This is a genomic window from Pseudomonas farris, from assembly GCF_019145235.1.
In the GTDB taxonomy this organism is placed as follows: Bacteria; Pseudomonadota; Gammaproteobacteria; order Pseudomonadales; family Pseudomonadaceae; genus Aquipseudomonas; species Aquipseudomonas farris.
In genome coordinates this window covers 665475-684745 of record NZ_JAHSTV010000001.1, presented here as the reverse complement: position 1 = coordinate 684745, position 19271 = coordinate 665475, and the positions used below count along the sequence as shown (strand labels likewise).

Here is a 19271-nt window from a genome sequence, read left to right as displayed (position 1 = left end):
CTTAAGGAGCCGCTATGAACTCCAGTCGACCTTATCTGGTCCGCGCGCTCTACGAGTGGATTGTGGACAACGATTGCACCCCGCACATGCTGGTTAATTCCGAGTATCCATCGGTGCAGGTGCCTCAGGGTTTTGCCAGTGACGGACAGATTGTCCTGAACGTTTCCCCGGCAGCCGTGCGTCATCTGCACATGGACAACGAGGCAGTCAGTTTCGAGGGGCGCTTCGGTGGCGTGCCGCACACCCTGTACGTGCCTATCGCATCGATCCTGGGCATTTACGCTCGGGAGAACGGTCAGGGCATGGTGTTCGATATGGAATCGCCTCTGGAAGACGAGGAAGATATCGAGCCGGATGATGATGTTCCGCCACCCGACAGCGAGCCGCCGCGTCCCAGCGGTCGACCGAGTTTGAAGGTGGTGAAGTAAAAAAAGGCGATCCGAAAGGATCGCCTTTTTATTACTTCTGTAGGAGCCAGGCTTGCCGGCGAAGGCGATCTCAAGGGCGCCATCGCCAGCAAGCTGTGCTCCTACAGAACGGTGGCGATCTCGAGGACGCCATCGCCGGTAAGCAAGTATCAGTCGATGTACTCAAACAACTTCACGATCTTCTGCACGCCGGAAACGCCTTGTACCAGGTTGGTCGCCTGGGCTGCTTCCTGCTTGGTCAGAAGACCTAGCAAATAGACGATGCCGTTTTCGGTAACAACCTTGATGCGCGACCCCGGGATGGAGGCGTCGGTGAGCATCTGGGTCTTGATCTTGGTGGTTAGCCAGGTGTCGTTCTGGCGCGCCAGCAGCGAGGAGGGCGCCAGTACTTGCAGCTCGTTGTGCACCTTCTTTACCCGCTGAACGGCCGAGGCAACCTGTTCGGCCTTGGCCTTGAGGTCGGCGCGAGGGGTTTGCCCGGCGAGCAACACCACGCCGTTGAAGCTGGTGACGACGATGTGCGAATTGTTGTCCAGGTCTGGATCGGCCTTGGCGATGTTTACACCGGCCTTGGTTTCGATCAGGGAGTCGTCGATCTTGCTACCGAAGGTGCGGGTGCCGCGGTCATCATCGATCGGCGCTTCACGGCTGGCGTTAACCACCGAGGTGCAGCCGCTGATGCCAAGACACAGGGTCAAGGCCAGAAGGCCTAGGCGATTAGGGGTCATTCTTCACTCCCGAACAGTTGGCTGTCGATCAAATCGCAAAGGCAATGGATCGCCAGCAGGTGGACTTCCTGAATACGTGCGGTGACGTTGGCCGGTACGCGAATCTCGACGTCCTCAGGCAAAAGCAGTGACGCCATGCCGCCGCCATCACGACCGGTCAATGCTACGACAATCATTTCGCGATCATGTGCGGCCTGGATCGCTTGAATTATGTTTGCCGAGTTGCCGCTGGTGGAAATCGCCAGCAAAACATCACCCGGCTGGCCGAGGGCACGAATCTGTTTGGAGAAGATTTCGTTGTAGCTGTAATCGTTGGCGATCGAGGTGATCGTCGAGCTGTCGGTGGTCAGCGCGATGGCGGGCAGGCTCGGGCGCTCGCGCTCGAAGCGGTTGAGCAGCTCGGACGAGAAGTGCTGTGCGTCACCGGCGGAACCGCCGTTGCCGCAGGACAGCATTTTGCCCTCGTTGAGCAGGGCGTTGACCATGACCTGGCTGGCTTGCTCGATGTGCGGTGCAAGTACGTCCATCGCCTGTTGCTTGGTGTCGATACTGGCCTGAAAAAGCTGGCGAATTCGCGATTGCATGTCCATCTGTGTGACCTTAATTAGCGCGGCTACTCGGCACATGAATGTGCAGCCCGCAAAGCAAAGAGCAAAAGTGTTGGGTGAAGGTGTCCGGTTCGGGGCGCACGCGATCAGCTGTCGAAGGCATTCTGCAACCAGTTCAACTGATCAAGGTTGCTGTCGATGGCAACCACGTCGAAGCGGCAGGGGGAATTGGCCCAACGCGACTCGCGCTGAAGAAAATACTGCGCGGCGAAAATCAGTTTCTGCCGTTTGCGCCCATCGATGCTATCGAGCGCGCCACCCCATTGGGTGTTTTTTCTGTAGCGGACTTCGACGAATACTACTGTATCGCCATCAAGCATGACCAGATCAAGCTCGCCGCGTTTACACAACCAGTTCTGCGCCAGCAGGCGCAGACCTTGTTGTTGAAGATGCTCGAGCGCATGACGCTCGGCATCTTTACCGCTTTGCTGGCGTGACCTGTCAGGCATCAGCGCGAGGTATCCGGCAGGCGTTGAATCTGACCGTTGGTGAACTCTGCCCATGGCAACTGACGCTCGACCCGTTGATTCTGAGTCATGCCCAGGCTGCCCGATTGACCCTGGATGCGGCTGTCCGGCAAGGCCTTGAGTTGCCCCAGGCGCGGTGCCAGACGATAGGCGTCAACGCCCATCGCATACAGACGGCCCAGGCTGCCACCGGCTTGTGGCCATTGTGCAGTGACTTGTTTACGCAGCGGGTCGTTGGCATCCAGCAACCATGGGGTTTCGCAGAAGCGAATACCGTTCATGTCGTTGTACTGGTTCTGATCGCCGCTGGCGCTGAACACGTGGGAGGTGGCATAAACCGGCACGTCACCCGCGTACTGGAAGTTCAGGGTCGGTTTGATCTGCTGAGCCTGTTGCGGCGTCGCGGCCAGGAAGATGAACTCGATGTCCTGGCGACGCGAAGGTTGTGCGGCAACCTGCGAGCCAACGGTGCTTTGCAGGCTCTTGGCGCGGCCTTCGCTCTGGCGCAGCTGGAACATGTCGGCAATCTGCTGGGCCAGTTGCACTGGCTGGTCGACGCGTTCGGTGGCGACGATGCTGCCACCGTTGGCTTGCCAGTCCTGGCTGAACGCCCGGAGTACGCGATCACCCCATTCGCCTTTCGGCACCATGATGGCGGCGCGGTGCAGGCCATCGGCGCGCGCACGACGGGACACTTCGCGGGCTTCATCTTCAGCAGCAAGGCCGAACTGAAACAGTTGGGCCGGACCTTGTTCGCCTTCGCTGTAGTTCAGCGCCAGGGTGGTGATCGGCAGTTGTGGGCGTGCGCTGAGCTGTTTGACCAGCGGCTTCTCCAGCGGGCCGACAACCAGTTGCACGCCATCAGCCTGGGCCTTGCGATAGAACTCGTCGAGGGAGGTCAGGCGCGAGCTGTCATAGAACTCGATGGCTGGCGGCTTCTGCCCGGCTTGTTGCGCCTGGTAGTGAGCGGCCATGAAGCCTTCGCGTAGTGCTCTGCCAACCGAACCCAGTGGGCCGTCTTGCGGCAGTAGCAGGGCGATCTTGCTCAGGGGCTGGCTGGCCAGCTCCTTGAGTTTGGTCAGTGGCAGCGGCAGCTGGATGGCAGCCGGGTGCTTTGGATTCTTTTCGCGCCAGTTGTCGATCGCCGCTTGCTGCTGTTCCAGGGTGCCGGCTGTTTTCACTGCCAGCGCCAGACGTATCCAGCCGCCGAGGTCGTCGTCGGTAGTCGGCTGCAATTGATCGGTCGGCAGCGAAGCGATCAAGGTCCAGATCGCTTCGTGGTTTTTGCTGGCTGCTTCACCTTCAAGCATCGGGGCAATAAAGATGCGCTCCCGTGCGGCGGCCAGGGTCTGGCCGTCGGCCTCAAGGGCGCGGGCATGTACGGTGCCGGTGCGAACTTGTTGTTCGACGGGCAGTTCGCCCAGGCGTTGCAGGCTCGGATGGCTCAGGGCAGTCAGCGCCGCTTTGGGCTGATTGCGGGCCATGGCCAGTTCAGCCGCCAGGGTGCTGGCGAAGACTTGTTGGCCAGGCTTGAGTTGTTCCACCGGGACCTGTTGCAGGATTTGCGCGGACTGGCCGGCATTGCCCTGACGATAAGCCAGGTCTGCTGCGCTCAAGCGCAATAGGGCGGCTTTTTCCGGATCTTTGCTTTTAGTGGCCTGTTCGAGCAGTTGCTCGATACTGGCGTCCGGGGTCCGTGGAAGTTCGCCAAGGCTGGAAGAGGGCGAGCTGGCGCAAGCCGCCAGCAAGGCAGCGAGGCAGAGGGCAGTAAGCAGCCGCAGGCAAGCGATCATGTAAGTGTTCCTGATACTCGATCAAATTAGCGTGGAATTGTACCCAAGCACTGGCCGGGGCGCGATGTTACTGGCGTGAATCGATCAATTTAGCTCGTGCAAATGTTGCAGCGCTGCACAAAAGGCTGGAAAACCCGGGGAGGGCAAGGCGTATCGCACGCGCTACAATGTCGCCTTTTACCGATCATGAGGTGTGCGCTTTGACTGCTCCAGGTGCTTTGAATTCCGCTGCTGGCTCGCTTTATGTGGTGGCGACGCCCATCGGCAACCTGGACGATATCAGTGCGCGTGCGCTGAAGATCCTGCGCGAGGTCGCCTTGATCGCGGCCGAAGATACTCGCCATTCCCAGCGATTGATGCAGCATTTCGGTATTCCTACGCCGCTGGCGGCCTGCCATGAACACAACGAGCGGGAGGAGGGTAACCGCTTTATCACGCGTCTGCTGGCGGGCGACGATGTGGCGTTGATTTCCGACGCCGGGACGCCGCTGATTTCCGATCCGGGTTATCACCTCGTGCGTCAGGCCCATGCCGCGGGAATCAATGTGGTGCCGGTTCCGGGTGCATGTGCATTGATTGCGGCGTTGTCGGCGGCGGGGCTGCCGTCCGACCGTTTCATCTTCGAAGGTTTTTTGCCGGCCAAGGCTGTCGGCCGACGTGCTCGTCTGGAACTCGTTAAAGAAGAACCGCGCACGCTGATTTTCTATGAAGCACCGCACCGCATCCTCGAATGCCTGCAAGACATGGAGCTGGTATTCGGTGCCGAGCGTCCGGCGTTGCTGGCCCGTGAGCTGACCAAGACCTTCGAAACCCTCAAAGGCTTGCCGTTGGCTGAGTTGCGCGAGTTCGTCGAATCGGACAGCAATCAGCAGCGTGGCGAGTGTGTGGTGCTGGTGGCGGGCTGGTCTGCCCCTGAGACCGAAGACGCTGTCAGCAGTGAAGCCATGCGTATCCTCAATCTGTTACTCGAAGAGATGCCGCTCAAGCGTGCGGCGGCATTGGCCGCGCAAATTACCGGCGAACGCAAGAATGTGCTCTATCAGGTCGCGCTGGATAAACAGAAGGGCGAGTAAACCGACATGCAGCGCCGGCCAGAGGCTTTTAGCGCTTGTTCTTCGGCCGCTCTGCCGTTAATCTTCGCGGCGGAGAGTCGATCGGACAGTCGCTGCCCTCTATGAAAATTAGGGGGGGGAGGAAAGTCCGGGCTCCATAGGGCGAAGTGCCAGGTAATGCCTGGGAGGCGTGAGCCTACGGAAAGTGCCACAGAAAATAACCGCCTAAGCGCTTCGGCGCCGGTAAGGGTGAAAAGGTGCGGTAAGAGCGCACCGCACGTCTGGCAACAGTTCGTGGCTAGGTAAACCCCACTTGGAGCAAGACCAAATAGGGTCCCAAGGCGTGGCCCGCGCTGGGACCGGGTAGGTTGCTAAAGATGTCCAGTGATGGCCATCGTAGACGAATGACTGTTCAAGACAGAACCCGGCTTACAGATCGACTCTCCACCTTTTTTCCTCTCTGCCGAGTCATTGGCAGCGATGTGTGTAATGGCAATTTCCCTCCCTGCTGAATCAATAGCAGAAGCGCTTTTGTAATACCGAAAAAATCTTACTCTTAACAAACTACTTTAACTTCTGAACGCAGCCTTCTGTGCTGATTCAAGTTATTGAGCGAATTCATCCGTCAGATTCTCGTTAACCCTCCTTTTACGCTCCTAAATCTCCGTTCTGTAAGGCTTTTCCTTTAATCCGCGCCTTGACGGTGTGGTGGGCGCATTCCTATAGTGTGCGCAAGTGGCGGAAAGTGGCATGAAGTGGGTTTTTTGAGCGTAAAACGCTAATATTTGGAGAAACGCTGACGTGTTTCGCGGAGCTAACGCTATCAGTCTCGATGCAAAGGGCCGTCTCGCAATGCCGAGCCGGTACCGTGACGAGCTGGTTTCGCGTAGTTCCGGTCAATTAATCGTCACCATCGATGCCGTTGATCCGTGTTTGTGTGTTTATCCCCTCGATGAGTGGGAAATTATCGAAACCAAACTGCGCGCACTGCCTTCGCTTCGCGAAGAGAACCGCCGCCTGCAACGTTTACTGATTGGTAATGCCGTCGACCTCGAGCTCGATGGCAGTGGTCGTTTTCTGGTTCCGCCACGTCTTCGCGAATATGCCAAGTTGGATAAGCGCGCAATGTTGGTAGGCCAACTGAACAAGTTCCAATTGTGGGACGAGGATGCCTGGAATGCGGTTTCTGCCGCTGACCTGGCTGCTATTCAACAACCGGGCGCTATGCCTGATGAACTGCGTGATTTAATCCTGTGACTATTGATAGCGGCTTTAACCACATCACCGTACTGCTTGACGAAGCCGTCGAGGCTCTCGCCGTACGTCCTGATGGCTGCTATCTGGACGGTACGTTCGGACGTGGCGGGCACAGTCGGTTGATCCTCAGCCAGCTCGGGCCTGATGGCCGGTTGCTCGGATTCGACAAAGATCCTCAAGCGATTGCCACCGGGCAAACGCTAGCGGCCGAAGACGGCCGCTTTGTCGTTGTGCAGCGCAGCTTTGCCGAGCTCGGTTCGGAAGTCGCAGAACGCGGTCTGGCCGGCAAGGTCAGCGGCGTTCTGCTCGACCTCGGCGTGTCTTCGCCGCAACTCGACGACCCGGAGCGCGGTTTCAGTTTTCTCAATGACGGTCCGTTGGACATGCGCATGGACCCGTCCCGCGGGATCAGCGCCGCCGAGTTCGTCAACACCGCGCCAGTGGAAGAAATCGCCCGGGTGTTCAAGCAATACGGCGAAGAACGTTTCTCCGGTCGCATGGCCCGTGCCGTGGCCGAGCGTCGCGACATCAAGCCGTTCGAGCGCACTGGCGATCTGGCTGAAGTGCTGAAAGTCGCCAACCCGGCATGGGAAAAGGGCAAGAACCCGGCCACCCGTGCATTCCAGGGCCTGCGTATTCACGTCAACAACGAACTGGGCGATCTGGAAGCCGGCCTCGAAGCCGCGCTGGAATGCCTGGAAGTGGGCGGCCGTCTGGTCGTCATCAGCTTCCACTCGCTGGAAGACCGCATCGTCAAACTGTTCATGCGCAAACTGGTGAAAGGCGAAGCCGACAACCTGCCGCGCAACCTGCCGGTCCGTCACGTCGCTTTCGAACCGAAAATCAAAATCCATGGCAAAGCGCAGTCCGCCTCCGAGGCCGAACTCAAAGCCAACCCACGTTCCCGTAGCGCCATCATGCGTGTCGCGGAGAAGTTGCGGTGAGCAAGCTTTTCGCCAAGCCACTTCCCGGCGGAAGCTTTTTCATGCTGCTGCTGTTTGTCGGCGTGCTGGTGTCGGCCATCGGCGTGTCCTATAGCGCGCACTGGAACCGTCAGCTGCTGAATTCTCTGTACGGCGAATTGAGTGTGCGCGACAAGGCGCAGGCGGAGTGGGGCCGGTTGATTCTCGAGCAGAGCACCTGGACCGCCCATAGCCGTATCGAAGTCCTGGCCACCGAGCAGCTGAAGATGCGCATTCCCGGTGCCGCTGAAGTGCAGATGGTGGCGCCATGATGAAACTCGAAGGCGCGCTCTTTCCCTGGCGGTTCCGTCTGGTGGTCGGGTTGCTCGGCATCATGGTGGCGGCGATTGCCTGGCGCATCATCGATTTGCAAGTGGTCGACCGTGCCTTCCTTAAAGGTCAGGGCGATGCGCGCAGTGTTCGTCATATTCCAATTCCGGCTCACCGTGGTCTGATTACCGACCGTAACGGCGAGCCGTTGGCCGTGAGTACCCCGGTCACCACCCTGTGGGCCAACGCCAAGGAAATGCAAACGGCCAAAGAGAAGTGGCCGGCACTGGCGGCTGCCTTGGGGCAGGACCCGAAAGCCCTGGCAGAACGTCTCGAAGCCCAGGCCAATAAAGAATTCATTTATCTGGTGCGCGGGCTGACCCCCGAGCAAGGCCAGGCTGTGCTCGATCTGAAAGTGCCGGGCGTTTATGGCATCGAAGAGTTCCGGCGTTTCTACCCGGCCGGTGAAGTCACCGCCCACATGGTCGGCTTTACCGACATCGATGACCACGGGCGCGAAGGCGTCGAGCTGGCCTACGACGAATGGCTGGCTGGCGTCCCCGGCAAACGACAAGTGATCAAAGACCGGCGCGGCCGGCTGATCAAAGATGTCCAGGTCACCAAAAACGCCAAGGCCGGCAAGCCCTTGGCGTTGTCCATTGACCTGCGTCTGCAATACCTGGCCAACCGTGAACTGCGCAACGCGATCATCGAGAACGGCGCCAAGGCTGGCAGCCTGGTGATCATGGACGTGAAGACCGGCGAGATCCTGGCCATGGTCAACCAGCCGACCTACAACCCGAACAACCGTCGCAACCTGCAGCCGGCGATGATGCGTAACCGTGCGATGATCGACGTCTTCGAACCAGGTTCGACCATGAAGGCGATTTCCATGAGCGCCGCGATTGAAACCGGGCGCTGGAAGCCGACCGATACCGTTGAGGTGTATCCAGGTACCTTGCAGATTGGTAAGTACACCATCAAGGACGTATCCAAGAGTGAAGGCCCGGTACTCGACCTGACCGGTATCCTGATCAATTCCAGTAACGTCGGCATGAGTAAGGTCGCGTTCGATATTGGCGGCGAAACGATTTTCCGCCTGGCGCAAAAAGTCGGCCTCGGCCAGGACACCGGTCTCGGCTTCCCGGGCGAGCGCGTCGGCAACCTGCCGAACTACCGCGAATGGCGCAAAGCTGAAACTGCGACGCTGTCCTATGGCTACGGTATTTCCGTGACCGCGATCCAATTGGTCCACGCCTTCTCGGCCCTGGCCAACAATGGTCGCCTCGCGCCGCTGACCCTGATCAAAACCGACAAGGCGCCGCAAACCACACAGGTATTGCCGGAAGCCGTCGCGAAAACCATGCAAACCATGCTGCAACAAGTGATCGAAGCCCCGCGCGGTGTATTCCGTGCGCAGGTGCCGGCGTATCACGTGGGCGGCAAGTCGGGTACTGCACGTAAAACGTCGGTCGGCACCAAGGGCTACGCCGAGAATTCCTACCGCTCTCTGTTCGCCGGCTTCGGCCCGATGAGCGATCCGCGCTACGCAATCGTGGTGGTGATCGATGAACCGACCAAGGCCGGTTACTTCGGTGGTCTGGTATCGGCGCCGGTGTTCAGTAAAGTGATGTCCGGGACCCTCCGTCTGATGAACATCACCCCGGACAATTTGCCTGCCACTCAACAAGCGAACGCCGCACCGGTTGTTCCGCTGAAAGCTAATGGAGGGCGCGGCTGATGTCGCTGAGCCTGAACAAGATTTTCGCCCACGCCGGCCGCGATCTGTTGATCCGCGAATTGGCGCTGGACAGCCGCAACGTACGGGCAGGCGATCTGTTTCTCGCGGTTCCTGGTGGCAAGTTCGACGGGCGTGCGCACATCGCGGACGCCTTGCAACGCGGCGCTGCTGCCGTGGCTTATGAAGTCGAAGGCGCGACCGTGCTGCCGATTACCGACGTGCCATTGATTCCGGTCAAAGGCCTGGCGGCGCAGCTGTCGGACATCGCCGGGCGCTTTTATGGCGACCCGAGCCGTCATTTGAACCTGATCGGCGTGACCGGCACCAACGGTAAAACCAGCGTGACCCAATTGGTTGCCCAAGCGCTCGACCTGCTTGGTCAGCACTGCGGCATCGTCGGCACCCTGGGCTCCGGTTTTTACGGCGCGCTGGAAAGCGGTCTGCACACCACACCGAACCCGATTGCAGTGCAAGCGACCCTCGCCGACCTGAAAAAGGCCGGCGCCAAAGCCGTGGCCATGGAAGTCTCTTCCCACGGCCTGGATCAGGGCCGCGTGACTGCGTTGGCGTTCGATGTGGCGGTGATGACCAACCTGTCGCGCGATCATCTGGATTACCACGGCACCATGCAGGTCTATGGCGAAACCAAGGCCAAGTTGTTTGCCTGGAATGATCTGAAGTGCCGGGTGGTCAACCTGGACGACGATTTCGGTCGGCAACTGGCTGCCGATAAAGGCGAGTCGCGACTGATCACTTACAGCCTGGAAGATTCCAGCGCCTACCTGTATTGCCGCGAAGCGCAGTTCGACGACGAAGGCGTGCGCGCCACGCTGGTCACGCCGCAAGGCGAGCACCATTTGCGCAGCACCTTGCTCGGTCGTTTCAACTTGAGCAACGTATTGGCCGCGATCGGCGCCTTGCTCGGGCTGGACTACGCGCTGGACGAAATCCTCAAAGTGCTGCCGAAACTCGAAGGCCCGGCCGGTCGCATGCAGCGCCTGGGCGGCGGTACTCAGCCGTTGGTGGTGGTCGATTACGCCCATACACCGGATGCGCTGGAGAAAGTCTTGATGGCCCTGCGTCCTCACGCCAAAGGGCGGTTGCTGTGCCTGTTTGGTTGCGGTGGTGATCGCGATCGCGGCAAGCGTCCGCTGATGGCGGAAGTGGTCGAGCGTCTGGCCGATGGCGTACTGGTCACCGATGACAATCCACGCACCGAAGACCCTACCGTGATTTTCGACGACATCCGCGCCGGTTTCACCGCTGTGGATAAAGTTGCCTTCGTCGCCGGCCGTGGCCAGGCGATTGCCCAATTGATCGGCAGTGCTTCGGCGGATGATGTGGTTGTCCTGGCCGGTAAAGGTCACGAGGACTATCAGGAAATCAACGGCGAGCGCCACGCTTTCTCCGATCTGGTCGAGGCCGATCACGCCCTGACCGCGTGGGAGGTGGCCCATGCTTAAAGCCTTGAAACTGAGCGAACTGACCAGCGCGTTGAATGGCCGTCTGATTGCCAGCGACGCCAGCTTCGACGGCGTTAGCATCGACAGCCGTGCGATCACGCCCGGCCAGTTGTTTATTGCTCTGGCCGGCCCGCGTTTCGATGGCCATGACTACCTCAATGACGTCGCAGCCAAAGGTGCCGTGGGTGCCTTGGTCGAGCGCGAAGTCACCGACAGCGCGCTGCCGCAACTGCTGGTCAAGGACACCCGCCAGGCCCTCGGCCAATTGGGCGCGATGAACCGTGCGGCATTCACTCAGCCGGTGGTGGCCATCACCGGTTCCAGCGGCAAGACCACGGTCAAGGAAATGCTCGCGAGCATCCTGCGCACGCGCGGTCCGGTGCTGGCGACCCGTGGCAACCTGAACAATGACCTGGGCGCTCCGCTGACCCTGCTCGAACTGGCACCGGAACACACCGCTGCCGTGATCGAACTCGGCGCTTCGCGGCTCGGCGAAATCGCTTACACCGTCGGCATGACCAAGCCGCACGTGGCTGTCATCAACAACGCCGGGACCGCCCACGTCGGCGAGTTCGGCGGGCCGGAAAAAATCGTTGAAGCCAAGGGCGAGATTCTCGAAGGGCTGGATGCCGATGGCGTCGCCGTGCTGAATCTTGACGATAAGGCTTTTGAAATCTGGAAAACCCGAGCTGCCGGTCGCAAAGTGCTGACGTTTGCCCTGAGCAACATCAGCGCCGACTTCTACGCCAGCGATCTGGACCGCGATGTCCGCGGTTGCCCGGCGTTCAATCTGCACAGCCCTGAAGGTGTGGAACGGGTTCAACTGAACCTGCTCGGCACCCATAACGTCGCCAATGCCATGGCTGCCGCCGCTGCAGCCCATGCCTTGGGCGTGTCGCTGTTCGGCATCGCCACCGGTCTCGGCGCGGTGCAACCGGTCAAGGGCCGCACCGTCGCGCAATTGGCGACCAACGGCATGCGCGTGATCGATGATTCATACAACGCAAACCCCACCTCCATGTGCGCCGCCGTTGATATACTCGCCGGCTTTTCCGGTCGCACCGTTTTGGTGCTCGGAGATATCGGCGAGTTGGGCGATTGGGCGGAGCAGGGGCACCGCGATGTGGGCGAGTACGCCCGCGGCAAGGTTTCCGCGCTTTACGCGGTCGGGCCGATGATGACCCACGCCGTAAACGCTTTCGGCGAGCAGGCTTTTCACTTCAGCACTCAGGCTGAGCTGATCAAGGCCCTGGAAGCCGAGCAGGACACAAACACCACCATTTTGATCAAGGGCTCGCGCAGCGCCGCGATGGAAAACATCGTCGCCGCTTTGTGCGGGACCCGTCTGGAGAAACATTAATGCTGCTGCTGCTAGCGGAGTATCTGCAACAGTTCTACAAAGGCTTCGCGGTCTTTCAGTACCTGACCCTGCGCGGGATTCTCGGTGTGCTGACTGCGCTGGTCTTGTCGCTGTGCTATGGCCCGTGGATGATCCGCACCTTGCAGAACCGTCAGATCGGTCAATCCGTTCGTAACGACGGCCCGCAATCGCACCTGTCCAAATCCGGCACCCCGACCATGGGCGGTGCGCTGATTCTTTCGTCCATCGGCGTTAGCACCTTGCTCTGGGCTGACCTGGCCAACCGTTACGTTTGGGTCGTGTTGTTGGTGACCCTGCTGTTCGGCGCCATCGGCTGGGTCGACGATTACCGCAAAGTCATCGAGAAAAACTCCCGCGGCCTTCCGAGCCGCTGGAAGTATTTCTGGCAGTCGGTGTTCGGCCTGGGCGCGGCGATCTTCCTTTATATGACTGCCGCGACGCCGGTAGAAACCACCCTGATCCTGCCGATGCTCAAGGACTACAGCATTCCGCTGGGCGCGGGCTTCATCGTCCTGACCTATTTCGTGATTGTCGGCTCGAGCAACGCGGTCAACCTGACCGATGGCCTCGACGGTCTGGCGATCATGCCTACCGTGATGGTCGGCGGCGGCTTGGGGATCTTCTGCTACCTGTCGGGTAACGTGAAGTTCGCTGAATACCTGCTGATTCCTTACGTACCGGGCGCGGGTGAGTTGATCGTGTTCTGCGGCGCGCTGATCGGCGCGGGCCTGGGGTTCCTCTGGTTCAACACCTATCCGGCCCAAGTATTCATGGGCGACGTCGGCGCACTGGCGCTGGGCGCGGCCTTGGGCACCATCGCGGTGATCGTCCGTCAGGAAATCGTCCTGTTCATCATGGGCGGCGTGTTCGTGATGGAGACCCTGTCGGTTGTCATCCAGGTTGCCTCCTTTAAGTTGACCGGTCGCCGTGTATTCCGCATGGCACCGATACACCACCACTTTGAACTCAAGGGCTGGCCCGAGCCGCGTGTGATCGTCCGTTTCTGGATCATCACCGTGATTCTGGTACTGGTCGGCCTTGCCACCCTGAAGCTGAGGTAGAACGAGTGTCTCTGATCGCTTCTGACCACTTCCGCATCGTTGTCGGCCTCGGCAAGAGCGGCATGTCCCTGGTTCGCTTCCTGGCGAACCGGGGCGTGTCGTTTGCTGTCGCCGATACGCGGGAAAATCCACCGGAACTGGCCACGCTCAAGCGTGACTATCCGCACGTGGAAGTGCGTTGTGGCGAGCTGGATGTCGAATTCCTGTGCCGTGCCGACGAGCTCTACGTGAGCCCCGGCCTGGCGCTGGCGACCCCGGCCCTGCAGGCTGCCGCCGCCCGTGGCGTGAAGTTGTCCGGCGACATCGAGCTGTTCGCGCGTAACGCGAAGGCGCCGATTGTCGCCATCAGCGGTTCCAACGCCAAAAGCACTGTCACCACCCTGGTCGGCGAAATGGCGGCTGCGGCCGGCAAACGTGTTGCCGTCGGCGGCAACCTCGGTACGCCGGCGCTGGACTTGCTCAGCGACGATGTCGAGCTGTACGTGATGGAACTGTCGAGCTTCCAGCTCGAAACCACCGATCACCTCGGCGCCGAAGTGGCAACCGTGCTCAACATCAGCGAAGACCACATGGACCGCTACAGCGGTCTGCCGGCTTATCACTTGGCCAAGCACCGGATCTTCCGGGGCGCCAAGCAATTTGTGGTCAACCGTCAGGACGCCCTGAGCCGTCCGCTGATGGGCGAAGGCCAACCGTGCTGGACCTTCGGTTTGAGCAAACCCGACTTCAAGGCCTTTGGTATCCGGGAAGAGAATGGCGAGAAATACCTAGCCTTCGAATTCCAGAACCTGATGCCAGTGCGCGAGTTGAAAATTCGTGGCGCGCATAACCAGTCCAACGCCCTGGCGGCCTTGGCGCTGGGCCACGCCGTGGGGCTGCCGTTCGACGCCATGCTCTCGAGCCTGCGCACCTTCGCCGGCCTCGAGCATCGCTGCCAATGGGTTCGCGACCTGAACGGCGTGAGCTACTACAACGATTCCAAAGCCACTAACGTCGGCGCCGCACTGGCCGCCATCGAAGGCCTGGGGGCAGACATCGACGGCAAACTCGTGCTGATCGCCGGTGGCGATGGCAAGGGTGCCGAGTTCAAGGACCTGCGTGATCCGGTCGCGGCCAACTGCCGTGCCGTGGTGCTGATGGGCCGGGATTCCGAGTTGATCGCCCAGGCCATCGGCGATGGCGTACCACTGATTCGCGTCAACTCGCTGGACGAAGCTGTCGCGCAATGCCGCGCCATCGCCGAACCGGGCGACGCGGTGCTGCTGTCGCCGGCCTGCGCCAGTTTCGACATGTTCAAGAACTACGAAGATCGCGGTCACCAGTTCGTCCGCGCGGTGGAGGACTTGGCATGAGCCTCCTGAATATCATCAAGCCGTATCCGTCGCCGATCATCACCGGGCGCGGCATCGACCTCGACTTCCCGATGCTCGCCGGTTGCCTGGCGCTGTTGGGCCTGGGGCTGGTGATGATTGCGTCGGCATCGACCGAAGTGGCGGCGGTGCAGTCGGGCAGTGCCCTGTATTACATGATTCGCCACCTTATCTACGTGGTGCTGGGCCTTGGTGCCTGCATCGTTACCATGATGATTCCGATCGCTACCTGGCAACGCCTGGGCTGGCTGATGCTGATTGGTGCGTTCGGTTTGCTGGTGCTGGTGATAATCCCCGGGATCGGTCGTGAAGTGAACGGTTCGATGCGCTGGATCGGCTTCAGTTTCTTCAACGTCCAGCCTTCCGAGATCGCCAAGGTATTCGTGGTGATCTACCTCGCCGGTTATCTGGTGCGTCGCCAGAAAGAAGTGCGTGAAAGCTGGATGGGCTTCTTCAAGCCGTTCATCGTTCTGCTGCCGATGGCGGGTCTGTTGCTGATGGAACCGGACTTCGGTGCCACCGTCGTGATGATGGGGGCTGCGGCGGCGATGCTGTTCCTCGGCGGGGTCGGGCTGTTCCGTTTTTCCTTGATGGTCGTCCTGGCTGTCGGTGCGGTGGTGTTGTTGATTCAAATGCAGCCGTATCGAATGGCGCGACTGACCAACTTTGCGGATCCGTGGGCCGACCAGTTCGGCGCTGGCTATCAGTTGTCTCAAGCCTTGATCGCTTTCGGTCGCGGCGAATGGCTGGGCGTTGGCCTGGGCAACAGCGTGCAGAAACAGTTCTACCTGCCGGAAGCCCACACTGACTTCGTGTTCTCGGTCCTGGCCGAAGAGCTGGGTGCTGTGGGTTCTTTGTGCACCGTAGCGCTGTTCGTCTTTGTCTGTATTCGTGGCATGTACATCGGTTATTGGGCGGAGAAGGCTAAGCAATTTTTCGCCGCCTACATCGCGTACGGCTTGTCGTTCCTGTGGATTGGTCAGTTCCTGATCAACATCGGGGTGAACGTCGGCCTGCTGCCAACCAAGGGTCTGACCCTGCCATTCCTCAGTTATGGCGGCAGTTCGTTGGTGATCTGCTGTGCCTGTCTTGGCTTGTTGCTGCGCATCGAGTGGGAGAGTCGAACCCACTTGGGCAGTGAAGAGATGGAGTTCCATGAGAGCGACTTCGCCGAGGAGCCGAACCATGGGCGCTAACGTATTGATCATGGCTGGCGGCACTGGGGGCCACGTGTTCCCGGCGCTGGCCTGTGCTCGAGAGTTCCAGGCCCGCGGTTATACCGTGCACTGGCTCGGCACGCCGCGCGGGATCGAAAACGATCTGGTGCCGGCGGCCGGTCTTGAATTGCATCGGATCAACGCCAGCGGTTTGCGCGGCAAGGGCAAATTGTCCCTGCTCAAGGCACCGTTCATGTTGCTCAAGTCGATCTGGCAGGCGCGGGCGATTATTCGTCAGTTGCGGCCGGTGTGTGTGGTCGGCTTCGGTGGTTACGTGACCGGCCCCGGCGGCGTTGCAGCCAAACTGGCCGGCGTGCCAGTGATTGTTCATGAGCAGAACGCTGTGGCAGGTACCGCCAATCGGTTGCTGGTGCCGTTGGCCGCCCGAGTCTGTGAAGCGTTCCCTGACACCTTTACCCTGTCGAGCAGCCGTCGCACCACCGGTAACCCGGTGCGCACCGAGCTGTTCCTCGAAACACCGCGACCTGCCCTGGCCGGTCGCAAGGCGCGTTTGCTGATCCTGGGCGGAAGCCTGGGCGCAGAGCCGTTGAACAAGTTGCTGCCTGAAGCCCTGTCGCAAGTCGCCCCCGACCTGCGCCCGGACGTGTTTCATCAGGCCGGCAAAAACCACGATGAAGTGACTGCAGAGCGCTATCGCGCAGCTGGCGTCGAGGCGCAAGTGCAGCCTTTCATCAAAGACATGGCCCAAGCCTATGGCTGGGCCGACCTGGTGGTGTGCCGCGCAGGCGCATTGACCATCAGTGAACTGGCGGCTGCCGGTCTGCCCTCGATGCTGGTGCCTTTGCCCCACGCGATCGACGATCACCAGACCCGCAACGCCGATTATTTGGCCCGTGAAGGCGCTGCCTTCCTGATGCCGCAAAGAACGACTGGCGCGGCGGATCTTGCCGCTCGCCTGACAGAGGTCTTGATGCAACCGCAACGACTCAACGACATGGCCACCGCGGCACGCCGCCTGGCCAAACCCGATGCCACTCGTAACGTGGTCGATACCTGCCTGGAGGTGGCCCATGGTTGAGAACAAGAAAGCCATGCCGCACCCGGAAATGCGCCGCATCCGTCGCATCCACTTCGTCGGTATCGGCGGCGTGGGCATGTGCGGCATTGCCGAAGTGTTGCTGAACCTGGGCTATGAAGTGTCCGGTTCCGACCTCAAAGCATCGCCGGTGACCGAGCGCCTGGAATCCTTCGGTGCCCACATCTATATCGGCCACCGTGCCGAGAACACCGCGAACGCCGATGTGCTGGTCACCTCCAGCGCCGTGAACACTTCCAACCCGGAAGTGGCCACGGCCCTGGAGCGCCGGATTCCGGTGGTGCCGCGTGCCGAGATGCTGGCCGAACTGATGCGCTACCGCCACGGTATCGCCGTCGCCGGTACCCATGGCAAAACCACCACCACCAGCCTGATCGCTTCGGTGTTCGCCGCCGGTGGCCTGGACCCGACGTTCGTCATCGGTGGTCGTCTGAATGCCGCGGGCACCAATGCCCAGCTCGGCACCAGCCGTTACCTGATTGCCGAAGCCGACGAAAGCGATGCCAGCTTCCTGCACTTGCAGCCGCTGGTGGCTGTGGTCACCAACATCGACGCCGACCACATGGCGACCTACGACGGCGACTTCAACAAACTGAAGAAAACCTTCGTCGAGTTCCTGCACAACCTGCCGTTCTATGGTCTGGCCGTGGTGTGCCTGGACGATCCGGTGGTGCGTGAAATCCTCCCGCAGGTGAAACGTCCGACGGTCACTTATGGCTTTGGCGACGATGCCGACGTGCGCGCCATCAATGTGCGTCAACAGGGCATGCAGACCTTCTTTACCGTGCTGCGCCCGGATCGTGAGCCGCTGGATGTCTCGGTGAACATGCCGGGCAACCACAACGTGCTGAACGCGCTGGCGACCATTTGCATCGCCACCGACGAAGGCGTCAGCGATGAAGCGATCGTCCAGGGCCTGTCCGGGTTCCAGGGTGTCGGTCGCCGCTTCCAGGTGTACGGCGAACTGCCGGTTGAAGGCGGCAACGTGATGCTGGTGGACGACTACGGTCACCACCCGACCGAAGTCGCGGCCGTGATCAAAGCCGTGCGCGGTGGCTGGCCGGAGCGCCGTCTGGTGATGGTTTACCAGCCGCACCGTTACAGCCGCACCCGAGATCTGTACGACGATTTCGTCAATGTGCTGGCCGACGCCAACGTGCTGCTGCTGATGGAAGTCTATCCGGCCGGCGAAGAGCCGATCCCGGGCGCTGACAGCCGCAAGCTGTGCAACAGCATTCGCCAGCGCGGTCAGCTCGACCCGATCTACATCGAGCGCGGCATCGACCTCGCACCGATCGTCAAGCCGCTGCTGCGTGCCGGCGACATTCTGTTGTGCCAGGGCGCCGGTGATATCGGCGGTCTCGCACCGAAACTGTTGAATAGTCCGTTGTTCGCTGGCGCGGTTGCCGCGCCAAGCGTGGGGAAGTTGAAATGACTGCTGCTTACGCCAACCTCGTCTCCACTGTCGCGCCGAAAGATTTCGGCCGTGTCGCCGTACTGTTCGGCGGCAAGAGTGCCGAGCGTGAGGTCTCCCTGAAGTCCGGTAACGCGGTGCTCGAAGCACTGCAAAGCGCCGGTGTGGACGCCTTCGGTCTTGATGTGGGCGATGACCTGCTGCAGCGTCTGCTGAACGAAAAAATCGACCGCGCCTTCATCATCCTCCACGGTCGTGGCGGTGAAGACGGCAGCATGCAGGGTTTGCTCGAATGCCTGGGCATTCCATACACCGGCAGCGGCATTCTGGCCTCGGCACTGGCCATGGACAAACTGCGCACCAAACAGGTCTGGCACAGCCTTGGTATTCCGACGCCACGCCATGCGGTACTGAGCTGCGAGGCCGATTGTATTTCGGCGGCCACGGAACTGGGCTTCCCTTTGATCGTCAAACCGGCCCATGAAGGTTCCAGTATCGGGATGGCCAAAGTGACCTCCGCGTCTGAATTGATCGACGCGTGGAAAGCGGCCAGTACCTACGATTCGCAAGTGTTGGTCGAGCAATGGATTCAAGGTCCGGAGTTCACCATCGCCACCCTGCGTGACCAGGTGTTGCCACCGATTGCCTTGGGCACGACGCACAGTTTCTACGACTACGACGCCAAGTACGTGGCTTCCGATACCCAGTACCGGATCCCGTGTGGCCTGGACAGCAACAAAGAAAAAGAACTCATGGACCTCACGGCCAAAGCCTGTGAGGCGCTGGGTATCGCCGGTTGGGGCAGGGCAGACGTGATGCAGGACGCCGACGGGCAGTTCTGGTTCCTGGAAGTCAATACCGCACCGGGCATGACCGATCACAGTCTGGTGCCGATGGCTGCCCGTGCCGCTGGCCTGGATTTCCAGCAACTGGTTCTGGCGATTTTGGCCGCTAGCGTTGCCGGTAATGCTGCTGGCAATAACGAGCCGCGAGGTTAAGACC

Annotated in this window: 18 protein-coding genes and 1 other RNA gene; 15 read left to right on the top strand and 4 right to left on the bottom strand. The window is 60.4% G+C overall.

Annotation, left to right across the window (positions count from 1 at the left end; all coding sequences use genetic code 11):
- The first annotated feature begins 14 nt into the window (after window positions 1-14).
- Window positions 15-428, top strand: coding sequence for a ClpXP protease specificity-enhancing factor (locus tag KVG95_RS03065; protein WP_018930121.1), 414 nt, complete (start codon window positions 15-17; stop codon window positions 426-428).
- Window positions 429-577: 149 nt separating this feature from the next.
- Here KVG95_RS03065 and KVG95_RS03060 read toward each other — a convergent pair whose 3' ends face one another.
- The 4 genes from KVG95_RS03060 to KVG95_RS03045 form a co-directional block, all read right to left on the bottom strand.
- Window positions 578-1156 carry a BON domain-containing protein gene (locus KVG95_RS03060; protein WP_052966293.1) on the bottom strand — a complete coding sequence of 193 codons (579 nt, stop codon included), beginning with the start codon at window positions 1154-1156 and terminating at the stop codon, window positions 578-580.
- On the bottom strand, window positions 1153-1746 hold the full coding sequence (locus tag KVG95_RS03055) for a phosphoheptose isomerase (protein ID WP_007904374.1): 594 nt from the start codon (window positions 1744-1746) through the stop codon (window positions 1153-1155). The genes KVG95_RS03060 and KVG95_RS03055 overlap by 4 nt, the downstream gene beginning before the upstream one ends.
- 104 nt (window positions 1747-1850) lie before the next feature.
- Entirely contained in the window at window positions 1851-2213 is a 363-nt protein-coding gene (locus KVG95_RS03050) for a YraN family protein (protein ID WP_007904371.1), read from the bottom strand.
- Entirely contained in the window at window positions 2213-4024 is a 1812-nt protein-coding gene (locus KVG95_RS03045; RefSeq protein WP_217854449.1) for a penicillin-binding protein activator, read from the bottom strand. The genes KVG95_RS03050 and KVG95_RS03045 overlap by 1 nt, the downstream gene beginning before the upstream one ends.
- Window positions 4025-4191: 167 nt before the next feature.
- Between KVG95_RS03045 and rsmI the strand changes: the two genes are divergently transcribed.
- The 14 genes from rsmI to KVG95_RS02975 all read left to right on the top strand — a co-directional run bounded on the left by rsmI (window position 4192) and on the right by KVG95_RS02975 (window position 19267).
- The gene (gene rsmI / locus KVG95_RS03040) at window positions 4192-5097 is read left to right on the top strand and encodes a 16S rRNA (cytidine(1402)-2'-O)-methyltransferase (RefSeq protein ID WP_217854448.1); all 906 of its coding nucleotides are present in this window, start codon (window positions 4192-4194) and stop codon (window positions 5095-5097) included.
- 73 nt (window positions 5098-5170) lie between these two features.
- Window positions 5171-5524: RNase P RNA component class A (gene rnpB / locus KVG95_RS03035), an RNA gene on the top strand.
- A gap of 353 nt (window positions 5525-5877) precedes the next feature.
- Window positions 5878-6333 (top strand): division/cell wall cluster transcriptional repressor MraZ, encoded by a 456-nt coding sequence (mraZ, locus tag KVG95_RS03030; RefSeq protein ID WP_003205355.1) that lies wholly within the window; start codon window positions 5878-5880, stop codon window positions 6331-6333.
- The gene (gene rsmH, locus KVG95_RS03025) at window positions 6330-7277 is read left to right on the top strand and encodes a 16S rRNA (cytosine(1402)-N(4))-methyltransferase RsmH (RefSeq protein ID WP_052966291.1); all 948 of its coding nucleotides are present in this window, start codon (window positions 6330-6332) and stop codon (window positions 7275-7277) included. Before mraZ ends, rsmH begins: the two co-directional genes overlap by 4 nt.
- Window positions 7274-7567, top strand: a complete 294-nt coding sequence (ftsL, locus tag KVG95_RS03020) for a cell division protein FtsL (RefSeq protein ID WP_038981628.1) — start codon at window positions 7274-7276, stop codon at window positions 7565-7567. Before rsmH ends, ftsL begins: the two co-directional genes overlap by 4 nt.
- Entirely contained in the window at window positions 7567-9306 is a 1740-nt protein-coding gene (locus KVG95_RS03015; protein ID WP_177319036.1) for a peptidoglycan D,D-transpeptidase FtsI family protein, read from the top strand. Before ftsL ends, KVG95_RS03015 begins: the two co-directional genes overlap by 1 nt.
- Window positions 9306-10769 carry a UDP-N-acetylmuramoyl-L-alanyl-D-glutamate--2,6-diaminopimelate ligase gene (locus KVG95_RS03010; RefSeq protein WP_217854447.1) on the top strand — a complete coding sequence of 488 codons (1464 nt, stop codon included), beginning with the start codon at window positions 9306-9308 and terminating at the stop codon, window positions 10767-10769. The genes KVG95_RS03015 and KVG95_RS03010 overlap by 1 nt, the downstream gene beginning before the upstream one ends.
- Entirely contained in the window at window positions 10762-12129 is a 1368-nt protein-coding gene (locus KVG95_RS03005; protein WP_217854446.1) for a UDP-N-acetylmuramoyl-tripeptide--D-alanyl-D-alanine ligase, read from the top strand. The genes KVG95_RS03010 and KVG95_RS03005 overlap by 8 nt, the downstream gene beginning before the upstream one ends.
- Window positions 12129-13211 carry a phospho-N-acetylmuramoyl-pentapeptide-transferase gene (gene mraY / locus KVG95_RS03000; protein WP_007904350.1) on the top strand — a complete coding sequence of 361 codons (1083 nt, stop codon included), beginning with the start codon at window positions 12129-12131 and terminating at the stop codon, window positions 13209-13211. Before KVG95_RS03005 ends, mraY begins: the two co-directional genes overlap by 1 nt.
- A gap of 5 nt (window positions 13212-13216) precedes the next feature.
- Entirely contained in the window at window positions 13217-14563 is a 1347-nt protein-coding gene (gene murD, locus KVG95_RS02995) for a UDP-N-acetylmuramoyl-L-alanine--D-glutamate ligase (protein WP_217854445.1), read from the top strand.
- On the top strand, window positions 14560-15777 hold the full coding sequence (gene ftsW, locus KVG95_RS02990) for a putative lipid II flippase FtsW (protein ID WP_217854444.1): 1218 nt from the start codon (window positions 14560-14562) through the stop codon (window positions 15775-15777). The genes murD and ftsW overlap by 4 nt, the downstream gene beginning before the upstream one ends.
- A complete protein-coding gene (gene murG / locus KVG95_RS02985; protein ID WP_050681759.1) occupies window positions 15767-16837 on the top strand; it encodes an undecaprenyldiphospho-muramoylpentapeptide beta-N-acetylglucosaminyltransferase in 1071 nt (356 codons plus the stop codon). Before ftsW ends, murG begins: the two co-directional genes overlap by 11 nt.
- Window positions 16830-18290 carry a UDP-N-acetylmuramate--L-alanine ligase gene (gene murC, locus KVG95_RS02980; RefSeq protein WP_123719473.1) on the top strand — a complete coding sequence of 487 codons (1461 nt, stop codon included), beginning with the start codon at window positions 16830-16832 and terminating at the stop codon, window positions 18288-18290. The genes murG and murC overlap by 8 nt, the downstream gene beginning before the upstream one ends.
- On the top strand, window positions 18287-19267 hold the full coding sequence (locus KVG95_RS02975; RefSeq protein ID WP_052966283.1) for a D-alanine--D-alanine ligase: 981 nt from the start codon (window positions 18287-18289) through the stop codon (window positions 19265-19267). The genes murC and KVG95_RS02975 overlap by 4 nt, the downstream gene beginning before the upstream one ends.
- The last annotated feature ends 4 nt before the right edge of the window (window positions 19268-19271 follow it).

Coding starts and splice junctions, on each gene's coding strand:
- KVG95_RS03065 (WP_018930121.1), top strand. CDS start 15: ATGAACTCCAGTCGACCTTATCTGGTCCGCGCGCTCTACGAGTGGATT.
- ftsW (WP_217854444.1), top strand. CDS start 14,560: ATGAGCCTCCTGAATATCATCAAGCCGTATCCGTCGCCGATCATCACC.
- KVG95_RS03010 (WP_217854447.1), top strand. CDS start 9,306: ATGTCGCTGAGCCTGAACAAGATTTTCGCCCACGCCGGCCGCGATCTG.
- murC (WP_123719473.1), top strand. CDS start 16,830: ATGGTTGAGAACAAGAAAGCCATGCCGCACCCGGAAATGCGCCGCATC.
- murG (WP_050681759.1), top strand. CDS start 15,767: ATGGGCGCTAACGTATTGATCATGGCTGGCGGCACTGGGGGCCACGTG.
- KVG95_RS02975 (WP_052966283.1), top strand. CDS start 18,287: ATGACTGCTGCTTACGCCAACCTCGTCTCCACTGTCGCGCCGAAAGAT.
- KVG95_RS03060 (WP_052966293.1), bottom strand. CDS start 1,156: ATGACCCCTAATCGCCTAGGCCTTCTGGCCTTGACCCTGTGTCTTGGC.
- mraY (WP_007904350.1), top strand. CDS start 12,129: ATGCTGCTGCTGCTAGCGGAGTATCTGCAACAGTTCTACAAAGGCTTC.
- KVG95_RS03045 (WP_217854449.1), bottom strand. CDS start 4,024: ATGATCGCTTGCCTGCGGCTGCTTACTGCCCTCTGCCTCGCTGCCTTG.
- KVG95_RS03050 (WP_007904371.1), bottom strand. CDS start 2,213: ATGCCTGACAGGTCACGCCAGCAAAGCGGTAAAGATGCCGAGCGTCAT.
- KVG95_RS03005 (WP_217854446.1), top strand. CDS start 10,762: ATGCTTAAAGCCTTGAAACTGAGCGAACTGACCAGCGCGTTGAATGGC.
- KVG95_RS03015 (WP_177319036.1), top strand. CDS start 7,567: ATGAAACTCGAAGGCGCGCTCTTTCCCTGGCGGTTCCGTCTGGTGGTC.
- KVG95_RS03055 (WP_007904374.1), bottom strand. CDS start 1,746: ATGGACATGCAATCGCGAATTCGCCAGCTTTTTCAGGCCAGTATCGAC.
- rsmI (WP_217854448.1), top strand. CDS start 4,192: ATGTCGCCTTTTACCGATCATGAGGTGTGCGCTTTGACTGCTCCAGGT.